This window comes from Actinomadura chibensis NBRC 106107, from assembly GCF_001552135.1.
GTDB classification, from domain to species: domain Bacteria; phylum Actinomycetota; class Actinomycetes; order Streptosporangiales; family Streptosporangiaceae; genus Spirillospora; species Spirillospora chibensis.
In genome coordinates this window covers 1-12852 of record NZ_BCQP01000020.1, presented here as the reverse complement: position 1 = coordinate 12852, position 12852 = coordinate 1, and the positions used below count along the sequence as shown (strand labels likewise).

At 74.9% G+C, this 12852-nt stretch carries 14 protein-coding genes and 1 pseudogene; 9 read left to right on the top strand and 6 right to left on the bottom strand.

What is annotated here, in order from left to right; genetic code table 11:
• Positions 1 to 279 precede the first annotated feature (279 nt).
• Entirely contained in the window at positions 280 to 1779 is a 1500-nt protein-coding gene (locus ACH01S_RS13235; RefSeq protein ID WP_067890236.1) for an amino acid adenylation domain-containing protein, read from the bottom strand.
• A gap of 251 nt (positions 1780 to 2030) precedes the next feature.
• On the opposite strand from ACH01S_RS13235, the gene sbnA reads away from it, so the two are divergent.
• The 3 genes from sbnA to ACH01S_RS45210 all read left to right on the top strand — a co-directional run bounded on the left by sbnA (position 2031) and on the right by ACH01S_RS45210 (position 4891).
• Positions 2031 to 3008 (top strand): 2,3-diaminopropionate biosynthesis protein SbnA, encoded by a 978-nt coding sequence (gene sbnA / locus ACH01S_RS13230; protein WP_067890149.1) that lies wholly within the window; start codon positions 2031 to 2033, stop codon positions 3006 to 3008.
• Between the two features lie 20 nt (positions 3009 to 3028).
• Positions 3029 to 4054 carry a 2,3-diaminopropionate biosynthesis protein SbnB gene (gene sbnB / locus ACH01S_RS13225; RefSeq protein ID WP_067890148.1) on the top strand — a complete coding sequence of 342 codons (1026 nt, stop codon included), beginning with the start codon at positions 3029 to 3031 and terminating at the stop codon, positions 4052 to 4054.
• Between the two features lie 681 nt (positions 4055 to 4735).
• Positions 4736 to 4891, top strand: a complete 156-nt coding sequence (locus ACH01S_RS45210; RefSeq protein WP_157406283.1) for a hypothetical protein — start codon at positions 4736 to 4738, stop codon at positions 4889 to 4891.
• Between the two features lie 9 nt (positions 4892 to 4900).
• Here ACH01S_RS45210 and ACH01S_RS13215 read toward each other — a convergent pair whose 3' ends face one another.
• Positions 4901 to 5812: an NADP-dependent oxidoreductase gene (locus ACH01S_RS13215; protein WP_067890144.1), complete on the bottom strand. Its 912-nt coding sequence runs from the start codon at positions 5810 to 5812 to the stop codon at positions 4901 to 4903.
• A 99-nt stretch (positions 5813 to 5911) separates the two neighbouring features.
• On the opposite strand from ACH01S_RS13215, the gene ACH01S_RS13210 reads away from it, so the two are divergent.
• Both ACH01S_RS13210 and ACH01S_RS13205 read left to right on the top strand, forming a co-directional pair.
• The gene (locus ACH01S_RS13210) at positions 5912 to 6154 is read left to right on the top strand and encodes a hypothetical protein (protein ID WP_067890137.1); all 243 of its coding nucleotides are present in this window, start codon (positions 5912 to 5914) and stop codon (positions 6152 to 6154) included.
• Between the two features lie 61 nt (positions 6155 to 6215).
• Positions 6216 to 7307 (top strand): acyl-CoA dehydrogenase family protein, encoded by a 1092-nt coding sequence (locus tag ACH01S_RS13205; protein ID WP_067890134.1) that lies wholly within the window; start codon positions 6216 to 6218, stop codon positions 7305 to 7307.
• Here the strand turns inward: ACH01S_RS13205 and ACH01S_RS13200 are convergent.
• Complete coding sequence (locus ACH01S_RS13200) at positions 7282 to 7692, bottom strand: DUF2000 domain-containing protein (RefSeq protein WP_067890133.1); 411 nt, start codon at positions 7690 to 7692, stop codon at positions 7282 to 7284. The two genes, ACH01S_RS13205 and ACH01S_RS13200, sit on opposite strands and share 26 nt — an antisense overlap.
• Before the next feature lie 64 nt (positions 7693 to 7756).
• Here ACH01S_RS13200 and ACH01S_RS13195 point away from each other — a divergent pair, with 64 nt between their 5' ends.
• The gene (locus tag ACH01S_RS13195) at positions 7757 to 8563 is read left to right on the top strand and encodes an AraC family transcriptional regulator (protein WP_246236974.1); all 807 of its coding nucleotides are present in this window, start codon (positions 7757 to 7759) and stop codon (positions 8561 to 8563) included.
• A gap of 15 nt (positions 8564 to 8578) precedes the next feature.
• On the top strand, positions 8579 to 9577 hold the full coding sequence (locus tag ACH01S_RS13190; RefSeq protein WP_067890132.1) for an ADP-ribosylglycohydrolase family protein: 999 nt from the start codon (positions 8579 to 8581) through the stop codon (positions 9575 to 9577).
• Positions 9578 to 9611: 34 nt separating this feature from the next.
• Here the strand turns inward: ACH01S_RS13190 and ACH01S_RS13185 are convergent, their stop codons facing one another.
• The gene (locus ACH01S_RS13185; RefSeq protein ID WP_067890128.1) at positions 9612 to 10031 is read right to left on the bottom strand and encodes a TIGR03668 family PPOX class F420-dependent oxidoreductase; all 420 of its coding nucleotides are present in this window, start codon (positions 10029 to 10031) and stop codon (positions 9612 to 9614) included.
• Between the two features lie 31 nt (positions 10032 to 10062).
• Complete coding sequence (locus ACH01S_RS13180; protein ID WP_067890126.1) at positions 10063 to 10701, bottom strand: class II aldolase/adducin family protein; 639 nt, start codon at positions 10699 to 10701, stop codon at positions 10063 to 10065.
• 71 nt (positions 10702 to 10772) lie between these two features.
• Between ACH01S_RS13180 and ACH01S_RS13175 the strand changes: the two genes are divergently transcribed.
• Entirely contained in the window at positions 10773 to 11690 is a 918-nt protein-coding gene (locus ACH01S_RS13175) for a carbohydrate kinase family protein (RefSeq protein ID WP_067890124.1), read from the top strand.
• 9 nt (positions 11691 to 11699) lie between these two features.
• Here the strand turns inward: ACH01S_RS13175 and ACH01S_RS13170 are convergent, their stop codons facing one another.
• The gene (locus ACH01S_RS13170; protein WP_246236976.1) at positions 11700 to 12353 is read right to left on the bottom strand and encodes an ACT domain-containing protein; all 654 of its coding nucleotides are present in this window, start codon (positions 12351 to 12353) and stop codon (positions 11700 to 11702) included.
• Between the two features lie 187 nt (positions 12354 to 12540).
• Between ACH01S_RS13170 and ACH01S_RS13165 the strand changes: the two are divergent.
• Positions 12541 to 12852, top strand: a pseudogene (locus ACH01S_RS13165) (nucleotide exchange factor GrpE); the annotation flags it as partial.

The following is a 12852-nucleotide window of genomic DNA, read 5'->3' as shown; positions in this document are numbered from 1 at the left end:
GCCGTTCCCCGTCCCCTTTCGCGTTCAGTTCCGACCGGGACCGCGATCGGCCCGCGCGCACCCGGGACTCACCATGTTCTACTCGGGAGTAGCGAGGCCACAGTCAACCAGCCCGCCCTGGGGGCCGCAATCCCCTCAAAAGCAGAACTTGGGCCGCCGCATTGCTCACGGAAGTGACAAAACCACGGGTCGGTCCTCAGCCGTTCGCGGGACGCGACGCGCACCGGGCACCAAAAGACGGCAACGCATTCTGTTCGCGCAATTACGCTGGGTAACGATTCAGCGGGCCGGGTACTCGTGCGCCACGACCGCCGCCGCCCGCACCCCCGGATGCCGCCGCAGGACGGCCTCGATCTCGCCCGGCTCCATCCGCACCCCGGAGATCTTGACCTGCCGGTCGACGCGCCCGAGGTACTGGAGCACCGGGCGGTCCTCACCCCCCGCGTCGGCGGGCAGCAGGCGCACGGCGTCGCCCGTCCGGTACAGCCGCCCGGTCGGGGACGGGGCGAACGGGTCGCGGTAGAACGCCCTGCGGGTGCGCTCGCCGTCGCCGAGGTAGCCCCGGCCGACGGCCACGCCGCCGACGAACAGCTCGCCCGCCTCGCCCGCGTCGCAGGCCGACCACGTCCCGTCGTCCTCCTCGCGGAGCACGTACAGGCAGGCGTTGACGACGGGCGTGCCGATCGGCAGCCGCGTCAGCCGCAGGTCGCCGGACGTGACGACGTGGTGCGTGACGTCGTCGGAGCACTCGGTCGGGCCGTAGGCGTTGAGCAGCCGGGCGTGCGGCATCGCGGCCAGCCAGCGGCGGGCGAGCTCGGCGGGCAGCTCCTCGCCGGTCGCGATCATCCAGCGGAGCCGGGGCAGCGCGCCGGGCGGCAGGCCGTCCAGCAGGTGGCCGACCATGGCCGGGACGAGCTCCACGACCGTGCTCCCGTTCGCGTCGCACAGCCGCGCGAAGGCCGCCGGGTCGTGCGCGGCCCCGTCGCCGACGACGTCCACCCGCCCGCCGACCAGCAGCGGGCACAGCATCTGCCAGATCGAGATGTCGAAGCCGAGCGGGGCGGTGAAGGCGAGGACGTCGGCGCCGGTCAGCCCCAGGTCGACGATCTTGGCCCAGAGGTGGTTCAGCATGCCCCGGTGCTCGACGACCGCGCCCTTCGGGCGTCCCGTCGAGCCCGAGGTGAACAGCACGTACCGGGGCTGGTCGAGGGAGTCGAGGCGGGGCGCGCCGCGCCACGGCGCGAGGCCCGCGGCGCGCGCGGCGTCGACGACCCGGCACCCGGCCGCGGCGGCGCCCGCCGCCAGCGCCGGGCCCGGCGCGCCCGCCGCGACCAGGACCGACGCCCCCGACTGCGCGAGCACGTCCCGGACGCGCCCGGCCGGCCAGCTCTCGTCGGCGGGCACGTACAGCGCCCCGAGCAGCTCGATCGCGAGGAACGCGGCGATCACCGACGCGCTCCGCCCGCCGCCGACGCCGACGACCGCGCCCGGCCCGACGCCCGCGCCGTCCAGCAGCGCGGCGATCCGCCGGGCCTCCGCCGCGAGGTCGGCGTAGCCGAGCGTCCGGCCCGCGTCGGCGACGGCGGGGCGGTCCCGCTCGGCGGCGAACCGCTCCACCCGCGTGATGACCGGATCGGCCAGGTCGACGGGGTGCTCGCGGAGCATCCCGTGCCGGGCGGCCAGCTCCCGGGCCCGCGCCGCCTGCTCCGGCGACACGTCCAGGGCGGGCAGTCCGGCGGGCGGGAGCAGCCGGTCGGCGACGGGTCCGCGAGCGTCCATCATCACTCTCCGTGAGCTGAGACTTCTCCGCTGTCATCACCAAAACAAGCGGACCGCACAGCTTATACATCGCCTTGCCGACCCATCTCGCATTCGTCGCTACCAGACGGTAAGTCGAGGGGTTGCGGCCGGAAGATGCGCGCGGGTACGGTGAGGCTCCGCCACGGCTCCGGCGCGCAGCCCGCGGCTAACTCGTGGGACCACGCCCGAGAGACGATGAGGGAATTGATTCTTCCTTTCAGGATGCCAGCGTGCCGATAATCACCTCGCCGCAGGAATTCAATGTCGACGACCTTTACGTCGATCTCCGGCACGTTATCGACCGGCCGCTCTACCTGAAATGCGAGGGCTTCAACTTCGCCGGGTCGGTGAAGCTGAAGGCGGCCGCGGCGATGGTCGAGGCGGCCGCCGCCGACGGCGTCCTCACCCCCGGCTCGACCCTCGTCGAGTCGTCGTCCGGCAACCTCGGGATCGCGCTCAGCCTGATCGCGGCGAGCCGCGGGCTGCGGTTCGTGTGCGTCACCGACCCGCGCTGCAACCCGGCGTCGGTGCGGGTGATGCGGGCGCTCGGCGCGGACGTCCGCGTCGTCGCGGAGACGGACGCGAACGGCGGCCACCTCGGCGCCCGCGTCCGCTACGTCCGGGAGCTGTGCGCGTCGGGCCCCGGGTACGTGTGGCTGAACCAGTACGCCAACCGCAACAACTGGCTCGCCCACTACCGGGGGACGGCCCCGGCGATCGACCGCGCCTTCCCCGACCTGGAGATCCTCTTCATCGGGGCGGGCACGACCGGCACGCTGATGGGCTGCGCGCGGTACTTCCGGGAGCGGCGCCGCCCGGTGACGATCGTGGCGGTCGACGCGGTCGGGTCGGTCACCTTCGGCGGCCTCCCCGAGCGCCGGATGGTGCCGGGCCTCGGCACGAGCAGCAGGCCCGACCTGGTGGACGAGTCGCTCGTCGACGACGTCGTCCACGTCGCCGAGCCGGACACGATCCGCACCGCGCACGCGCTGTCCGCGCGCGGGTTCCTGTTCGGCGGCTCCACCGGCACCGTCGTGTCGGGCGCGTCCCGCTGGCTGGAGGCGAAGTACCCCGGCGAGGACCCGGTCGCCGTGGCGATCGCGCCCGACCTCGGCGAGCGCTACCTGGACTCCATCTACGCGGACGGCTGGCTCCGCGAGCTGTTCCCCGAACTGCTGCCCGGCCTCGCCGAAATCCACCGCCACTGATCATCCGGAGCGTCGCAGCCATGAGCCAGGCCCCCGCATTCGCCGTGATCCCCGGCGCCCAGGTCCACGCGGCGCTCGCCGGATGGGAGACCCGCGTGATCCGGATCGTCGAGGCGGCCTACCGGCTGCACGGCGAGGGTCAGACCGTCAACCCGGACTCCTACTTCCTGCGGTTCCCGGACCGCCCGGCCGACCGGATCATCGCGCTGCCCGCCTCGGTCAAGGGCGGCGTCGGCGTGCACGGCGTCAAGTGGATCTCCAGCTTCCCGGGCAACGTCGCGCACGGGATCCCGCGCGCGTCCGCCGTGCTGATCCTCAACGACGCCGAGACCGGGTACCCGTTCGCGTGCCTGGAGAGCTCGATCATCTCCGCCGCGCGGACGGCCGCGTCCGCGGCGCTCGCCGCCGCCGAACTGGCCGACCGGCGCGGCGACCGGCCGCGCCGGGTCGGGTTCGTCGGCGCCGGGCTGATCGCCCGCTACATCCACACCTACCTCGCGGCGAACGGCTTCGCGTTCGACGAGCTGGGCGTCCACGACCTGTCCACCGCGCACGCGGGCGGCTTCAAGGGCTACCTGGAGCGGACGGAGACTGGGCCCGTCACCGTGCACGGGTCGGCGGAGGCGCTGATCCGCTCGTCCGACCTGGTCGTGTTCGCGACGGTCGCCGCGGAGCCGCACGTCGCCGACCCCGGCTGGTTCGCGCACGCCCCGCTGGTGCTGCACGTGTCGCTGCGCGACCTGTCGCCCGAGGTCGTCCTGTCCGCGTACAACGTCGTGGACGACGTCGAGCACTGCCTGAAGGCGAACACGTCCCCGCACCTGGCCGAGCAGCGGGTCGGGCACCGCGGCTTCGTCGCCGGGACGCTCTACGACGTCCTCACCGGGAGGACGTCCCCTCCCGCCGACCGCCCGGTCGTGTTCTCGCCGTTCGGGCTCGGCGTCCTGGACCTGGCCGTGGCCCGCCACGTCTACGACGAGGTGTCCGCGTCGGGCGGGCTCCAGACCGTCCCCGGCTTCTTCCATGACATGGACCGCTACGGCTGACGCGCGCTCGCGGCGAGCGCCGCGGGCGCGCTGCTCGCGGTGGACGGGGGCTGGGCGGCCCGATGACCAGCGGGCCGTGCCCTCTGCGGGCCAACAGGCGCCGTCTCTTCGGTCATCTCTTCGCTCAGAGCGTCAATCCGTCGTCACCGTCCGTGACATAGGTCGGCCGGGTCCGTACGGTGCTGATCAACGGCGTGTCCCTCGTCCGCATGGGGGCGAGGGGGTCTCGTCCGTGGTCAGCCGAACAATTCACGGGGGACGGAAATGAGACGGAAGCCCACGACCCTACTGAGACGTGCCGCCGTACCGGCGGTGACGGCGGTGCTGCTGGCGGGAGCCGCGTCGACGGCCCACGCGGCGGTCGCCGGCGGCGACGGGAAGCACCCCTGCAAGCACACCTGCCCGCCGGGAAAGCCCGGACCGCCCGGACCCACAGGGCCTGCGGGGGCGACGGGCCCCACGGGCCCGCGAGGGCACGCGGGGGCGACCGGCCCCACGGGTCCGGAGGGGCCCGCGGGAGCGACGGGACCCGCCGGCCAGGAAGGGCCGACGGGGGCGACGGGACCCGCGGGACCCACCCGGCCGACCCAGATCGTCCGGGAGACCCACGCGTTGGCGCCCGGGCTCAACACGGGAACCGCGACCTGCCCGGCCGGAACCGTCATCACGGGCGGTGGCGTGGTGACGCCTCTCGGGGGCAACGCCCTCACCGTGCAGCAGTACGAGTCGTTCCCGTCCTCTGAGAGCACGTGGACGGTGTCCTTCAACAACTCGCCGGGCACCGCGGGTTCCTACACGGTCTACGCCGTGTGCATCCCCGTGACCCCGGCGGGCTGACGCGGCCGGTCAGACCTCCAGGACGACCTTGCCGGGGACGCCCTTGTGCTTGGCCTGGAACGCCTCGCGCGTCTCGGCCAGCGGGTAGACGGCGCCGACGTGCGCGCGGAGGGCGCCCGACCCGGCGCGCCGCGCGAGTTCGGCGAGCTGGGCGCGGTCGGGCTCGACGATGAAGAAGACGGCGCGTCCGCCCTCGGGCTCGACCGGGGGCGGCGCGGTGACGGACACGAGCGCGCCGCCCGGCTTGACCCGGCCCGCCGACCGGGCGAGCAGGTCGCCGCCGATGGTGTCGAAGACGAGGTCGACGGGCTCGACGTCCTCGAACGACTCCCGTTCGAGGTCGACGAAGGCGTGCGCGCCCATCTCCGTCGCGACGTCGGCGGCGCGGCCCCGTCCGGTGCCGATGACGCGCGCCCCGGCCTCCCTCGCCAGCTGGACGGCGAGGACGCCCACCCCGCCGCCCGCGCCGTGCACGACGACGGTCTGCCCGGCGGTCAGCCCGCCGTACGTGAACAGCGCCTGCCAGGCGGTCAGCCCCGCGAGCGGCAGCGCGGCCGCCTCCGCGAACGACAGGGACGGCGGAATCGGCGCGAGGTCGCGCGCCTCGATCGCCGCGTACTCGGCCGCCGCCCCGTCGCGGTGCCAGTCCGTCAGGCCGAAGACGCGGTCGCCCACGGCGAACCCGGTCGTGCCGTAGGCGACCTCGGCGACCTCCCCGGCCACGTCGTGGGCGGGGACCGACGGCGTCCGGTCGCGCCCGGCGCGGTCGACCCAGGTGCCGGGCCATTCCAGCTCGTCCGGGACGAACCCCGCCGCCCGCACCCGCACGAGCACCTCACCGGTCGCGACGAAGGGCTTCGGCGCGTCCTCCAGCACGAGACCGTCGCTACCGCCGCGCTCATGAATCCGTACAGCTCTCATGGAAGATCCGTTCATTCGCTGTGTCGTCCTCAAGACGACAGCACATCACCCGCCCCCGTGACGACAAATAGAACGTGGTGGAGCGGGCAGGTTTCGGACATGGAGGAGCGAGAGGAAAGGCGCGGGGACGTCCAGGAGCTGTCGGACTTCGAGCTGATCGTGTACGAGACCGTGGCCGAGATCGACAAGGAGGGCGGGGCCGCGGACTTCGAGACGATCGGGCGGCTGGTCGGCGGGCCCGAGGAGGACCTGTGGGCCGCGCTCGGGCACCTCGTCGCGATCAACCACGTCCATTCGACCAGCGACGGGTACGTGCTGGGGCCGCACGACTGGGCGCCCTGACCCGTCCCGCTGGGTGGGAGTCCCGCGGCGGGGCGGCGGACGTGCGGCAGGATGTCCCGGTATGAGGCCCACCGAGGAGCAGCGGGAGCTGCGGGACGCGCTGCGGCGCCTGTTCGCCGAGCGGTCGCCGTCCGCCGAGGTGCGGCGGCTGATGGGGACGCGCGCCGGCTACGACCCCGCGCTGTGGTCGCTGATGGCGGACCAGCTCGGGCTGCAGGGGCTCGCGATCTCCGAGGAGCACGGCGGCGCCGGGTACGGGATGCGGGAGCTGGCGGTCGTGTTCGAGGAGATGGGGCGGGCCGTCGTGTGCGCCCCGTTCCTCGCGACGATCACCGCGGCGGCGGCGCTGGAGGCCGGGGACGGCGGCCGCGACCTGCTCCCCGGCATCGCGGACGGCACGACGATCGCCACCCTCGCCGTCGCCGAGAACGGCTCCTGGGACCTGGACGGCCTCGCGACGCGCGTCGAGGACGGCCGCCTGCGCGGCGCCAAGGGCTTCGTCCTGGACGGCCACATCGCCGACCTGCTCCTCGTCGCGGCCCGCGACGAGGACGGCGTCGGGCTCTACGCCGTCCACGGCGAGACGGCCGGGGTGACGCGGAGCCCGCTGCCGACCGTCGACCAGACGCGCAGGCTCGCCCGGGTCGCGTTCGACGGCGTCCCGGCCCGGCGGGTCGGGGGTCGGGGCGCCGTCCGGCGGGCCCTGGACGTCGCGGCCGTCGCGCTCGCGGCGGAGCAGCTCGGCGGCGCGCAGAGGACCCTCGACATGACCGTCGAGTACGCGAAGGTGCGGCGCCAGTTCGGACGCCCGATCGGATCGTTCCAGGCGATCAAGCACCGTTGCGCGGACATGTACGTCCAGGTCGAGTCGGCCCGGTCGGCGGTGCTGAACGCGGCGGCAGCCGCCGACGAGGACCCGGACGGGCTGCCCGCCGCCGCCGCGCTCGCCAAGGCGTACTGCTCGGACGCGTTCTTCCACGCGGCGGGCGAGGCGATCCAGCTGCACGGCGGCATCGGGTTCACCTGGGAGCACGACGCGCACCTGTACTTCAAGCGGGCGCAGGCGTCCCGGCAGCTGTTCGGCGCGCCCGCGCGGCACCGGGAGCGCCTCGCCGCGCTGGCCGGGCTCACGGGTGCAGCCGCAGCCCCTTGAGCACCTTGTCCACGCCGTTGCGGGGGCCGTGGACGGCGAACCCGACGAGCGGCAGCGCGTCGCCCGGCACGGCGCGGACGGCCTCCCGGTTCGCCTCGTCGTGCCCCGTCTTGAACATGTCCTCGATGTAGACGGCGGTCGGGAGCTCGCGGGCGCGGGCCCGCGCGTGGGCGGTCGCGATGGCGTCGGCGGCGCCCTCGTAGACGAGGACGGGCTGCCGGAACATCGCGAGGTAGGCGTTGCCGGACGCGTCCTCGTACGGCTCGCCGATGATCCCGGGAACGCCCCCGGCGACCGCGCTCGCGAGGAACGCCGTCACGTTGAGGCGCTGCCAGGCGGCCAGGTCGTCCCGGACGACGATCCCGATCTTGGTGTCGAAACGCATGCCGTCCAGGGTCGCGCCGCGCCCGGCGGCCGGTCTTGAACGCTCGTGCGCCACACTGGACGGCGTGGAGTGGAGCAGGTACTGGCGGTCGGCCGACCGCCCGCTGGAGGCGATGCACGCGCGCTTCGAGCGGCACGCCTACCACCGGCACAGCCACGAGACATACTCGTTCGGCGTCACCGAGGACGGCTACCAGGCGTTCCGCTGCCGGGGCGGCGCGCACACCAGCGCGGCCGGGATGGTGATCGCGTTCAACCCGGACGACCCGCACGACGGCCATCCCGCCGACGAGCTGGGCTTCACCTACCGGATCGTGCACATCGGCCCGGAGCTGGTGGCCGACGTGCTGGCCGACATCGCCGACCGTCCGGCCGGCCCGCCGCTGTTCGACTCGCCGGTGGTGGCCGATCCCGTCCTCGCGCGGAACCTGCGCGGCCTGCACGGGGCGCTGCTGGACGGCGCGTCCGCCCTGCGCAGGGACGAGCTGCTCACCGCGACGGTCGGCGCGATGGCGGCGCGGGCGTCGACGCGCGGGCTGCGCGCCGCGGCCGCGACCGGCGCGGTGGAGCGGGCGCGGCGGCGCCTGGAGGACTCCTACCTCGACGACGTCGGCGCCGACGAGCTCGCGCGGGCGGCGGGGTGCAGCCGGTTCGCGCTGTACCGGGGCTTCCGCCGCGCGTACGGGATGGCGCCGAGCGACTACCGGCGCCAGCTCCGCCTGCGCGCGGCGCGGCGGCTGCTGGCGCGCGGCGACGCGATCGGGGACGTGGCCGCCGCGACGGGCTTCGCCGACCAGGCCCATCTGACGCGGTGGTTCGTCCGCTGCTACGGCATGACGCCCGGCGGGTTCCGGGGCGCCCGCACCGACTAGGGGAGAATGCCGCCCATGAGACGGGCGAGCGGGGCGATGTTCGGGCTGGCGTACGGCGACGCGCTGGGCGCGCCGACGGAGTTCCTCGACATGGGGCAGATCCGGCAGCGGTTCGGGGAGCGCGGCCCCGCGCGGCCCGACGGCGACCCGGCGCTCGTCACCGACGACACGCAGATGGCGATCGCGGTCGGCCTCGCCCTCCTGGACGCCCTGGAGAACCCGCCGTTCACCCCGGAGCTGATCACGCCGATGTGGCGGCGGCGGTTCGTCGACTGGCTGAACAGCCCGGACAACGACCGCGCGCCCGGCAACACCTGCCTGCGCGCCTGCCGCGGGCTGGCCGCCGGGAGGCCGTGGGTGGACGCCACCGTGGCCGGGTCGAAGGGCTGCGGCGCGAACATGCGGGTCGCGCCGGTCGGCCTCGCCCCCGGCCTGGCGGACGCGACGCGGGCGGGCGCGTCCCAGCTCCAGGCCGCGCTGACCCACGGGCATCCGACCGGGCTCGCCGCCAGCGAGTTGACCGCGTTCGCGGTGCGGTGGCTGGCGGACGGCATGGACCCGTCCGACCTGCCGGGCGCGCTCCGCGAACGCTGCCGCGACCAGCGCGGCGTCTACCACGAGCGGTGGCTCGGCGGCCTGTGGCGGCGGTCCGGCGCGGACTCCCCCGAGGCGTTCGCCGCGCGCGGCTGGGACGAGTGCCTCGGCCGCCTCGACGCCCTGGACGCGGCCCTCGCCCGCGCCGACCGGTCGGCCGACCCGTGCGAGATCACCGGGGCGGGCTGGACGGCGGACGAGGCCCTCGCCACCGGCCTGCTGTGCTTCCTCCTCTTCCCGGACGAGCCGGTCGAGGCGATCCGGCGCGGCGCGGCGAGCTCCGGCGACTCCGACTCGATCGCCAGCCTGGCGGGCGCGTTCGCGGGCGCGAGCCTCGGCTTCGCCGCCTGGCCGGAGGAGTGGGCGTCCCGCATCGAGTACGCCGATGACCTCGCGAGGATCGGCGAGGCCTGGGACTGACTGGCCTGGGACTGACACGCCTGGGACTGAGGCGTCAGGTCGCCGTCCAGCCCGTCCAGGCGTCGATGGTGACGGCGATGACCGGGCCGTCCGGCGGGCGCTCCCGGTACTGCGGGTAGCGGTCGGCGAGCAGCCGGACGGGCCCGGCCGTGCGCGCCGGGTCGTCGACGACGGCGGCGTGCCCGTCGACGCGGACCCACCAGAGGCGGTCCCAGTCGTCCTCGTAGTGGTCGGCGAGCAGCGCGACGCGCGGGTTGGCGCGGACGTTGGCGAGCCTCCGCAGGTCGCGCGTGCCCTTCGGCTTGTGGTCGACCGCCGTGTAGACGGCGCCGCGGTGGACGGCGAACGTCACGGGGACGAGGTGCGGCCGCCCGTCCTCCGCCACGGTCGCGAGGCGCGCGACCGGGACCGTCTCCAGCAGCCGGCGCGCCTCGCCGGACGACAGCTTCGGCACGTCCCCAGCGTCCCACGCCCCGCCCCCGCGATCACCACGGCTCGGGCGGGGTGAGGCCCCGCTCCACCACCTTCGCCAGCTCGTCGTCGGTCAGGACGCGCGGCTCCCCGATCGCCTTCGCCCGCACGTACACGCCGCACAGCCACTCCAGAAGGCGCGCGTTCTCGAACGCCTCGTCCAGGTCGCGGCCGATCGCGACGCCGCCGTGGTTCGCCAGCAGCGCGGCCCGCCTGCCCCCCGCCATGGCGGCGCGGACGTTCTCCGCCAGCTCGGGCGTCCCGTAGGTGGCGTACTCGGCGACCTTCACCACGCCGCCCAGCAGGAGCGTGTTGTAGTGGATCGGCGGCAGCTCGGTCATCGTCGTCGCGACGACCGCGCCGTAGGTCGAGTGCGTGTGGACGACGGCCGCCGCCGGGGTCGCCTCGTAGAGGGCGAGGTGCATGGGCGTCTCGGACGACGGCGCCCGCTCCCCCTCGACGACGCGCCCGGACGGCGACACGACCGGGCAGTCGGCGGGCTCCATCCGGTCGAGCATCATCCCGCCCGGCGTGACCGCGACCAGGTCGCCCGCGCGGACGCTGATGTTGCCCGACGTCCCGGCGACAAGACCGGTTTCGGCCAGCCGCCTCCCGGTCGCGACTATTTCGTCCCTTTCCTGCGCCAAGAGCATACGAATGCCTTTCACGTTCAACTTACCCGCCGGTTAGGCTACGGCCCTGACGATCTTCGAGAGGTCTGGTCATGACGGTCGTGACAGTGGGCGCGCACATCCTCGACGTGCTCGCCCGCCCCGTGCGGGGCATCCCGGACGGGCAGGGCTCCGTCGTCGTGGACGAGATCAGGGTCACCGCCGCGGGCGCCGCCGCCGGGACCGCCGTGGCGCTCGCCCGGCTCGGCAACGACGTGATCTCGGTCGGCGCGATCGGCGACGACGACCTCGGCGACCTGCTCGTCGCGATCATGACGAGGAACGGCGTGGACGTGCGCGGGCTCGTCCGCCGCACCGCCGACCCGACCAGCGCGTCCGTGCTGCCGATCCGGCCGGACGGCGGGCGGCCGAGCATCCACCTGCCCGGCGCGAACCTCACGCTGACCGCGGGCTCGGTCGGGCCCGGCCTGCTCGGCGCGGCGGGCGTCGTCCACGTCGGCGGGCCGGACGTCACGGCCGGGCTCAACGACCCCGCGTTCTTCGCGATGCTCGCGGCGGCCCGCGAGTCCGGCACCGTGGTCACCCTGGACCTCCTGTCGAACCTGCCCGACCTGCTCCAGAGTGCCGCCTCCTTCCTCCCCCACGTCGACCACTTCCTGCCGAACGAGGAGCAGGCGGCGGCGATGACCGGGGAGGACGACCCCGAGAAGGCCGCCCGCGCCCTGCTCGCGCGCGGCCCGTCCACGGTCGTCGTGACGCTCGGCGGGGAGGGCAGCATCGTCGCGACCGCCGCGGGCGCGCACCGGCTGCCCGCGCTGCCCGTCGAGGTCGTCGACACCACCGGCTGCGGCGACGCCTACTGCGCCGGGTTCATCACGGGCCTCGCGCACGGGCGCGACGTCCTTGAGTCGGCGCGCTGGGGAACGGCAGCCGCCGCGACCGTCGCGCAGGGCCTCGGCTCCGACGCCTGCCTCACCGGCCTGGACGCGGTGCTCGCCCTCCTCAACTGACCCGGCCGGTCAGACCGCCCGGTGGCCGGTCGGCGCCGCCGTCCCGGCGAGGACCGCGTCGGCCGCGCCCGCGAGCTGCTCCAGCCGCGACACCTCCGACCGGTGGAACGGCGGCGCGGACGTCCGCGCGACGACGAGCGCGAGCGCGCCCCTCGCGAGCGGGCAGAGCGCGTAGTGCGCGCCGTCCGGGCCGGTGAGGGCGCGCGGGCGCAGCGGCGCCAGCTCCGGCGGGACCGCCCGGACCGCGGACGCGCTCACGTGCACGACCACCGCCTCCCCGGCGGGGCCCGGCTGGGCGAGGCACGCCCAGTCGGCGCTGAGGATCGCCGGGACGGCGTCCGCGAGGATCTCCGCGCCGCGCTCCGGGACGGCCGCGACCTGCCCGATCACGGCGGCGTCCGGATGGGCGCCGAGCGGCTCGGCGGTCGGCCAGACCGCGACGACCTCGACGCCGGGCACCGAACCGAGCCCGTCCGCCAGCCGGTCCACGGGCGCGCCCGCGGGCCAGGCGACGGTGAAGTCGTCCAGCGCGCGGCCGTGGCCGCGCTCCAGCACCGCCATCTGCACGACGTCCGCACCCGCCGCGCCCATCGTCCGCGCCACCCGTCCGAGCGAGCCGGGACGGTCCGGCAGCCGGACGCGTATCCGCAACAACATCGCCATCTCCCGTTCCCCCGCGTTTCCCCCAGGGTCGGCGAAAGCCGTTTCCATCGTGTTACGCAATGGTGTCGGACGGAGAAAACGCTGCCTGCGTCGGTGCTGGAACGGGGGGCGGGGGTCAAACTAGAGTCCAGTGAAGGTCATCAGCCGACCTATCGCCTCTTGCCGCCCAGCGTTAAGGTGACTGCACGTGTCGAGGGACGGGGAACCCCGAGTCAGCGAGGACTCCGCGGCCGAGCCGGAGTCCGTGCCGGAGCCGCCCGCGGAGCCCGCCCGCGCCTCCCGGCAGGGGGTGCTGGACGCCCTCGCCGGGCTCGCCGCGCGCCTCGACCGCGAGCACGAGCGGGCCGCGCACCGCGAGGCCGTCATCGACCGGCTGCACGCGGAGAACCAGCGGCTGCGGCGCGGCGAGCTGGAGGCGATGCTGGAGCCGGTCCGCGCGGCGCTGTACCGGCTGCACGACCGGACGCGCCGCGAGTCCCGCCGGCTCGCCGCGCCGGGA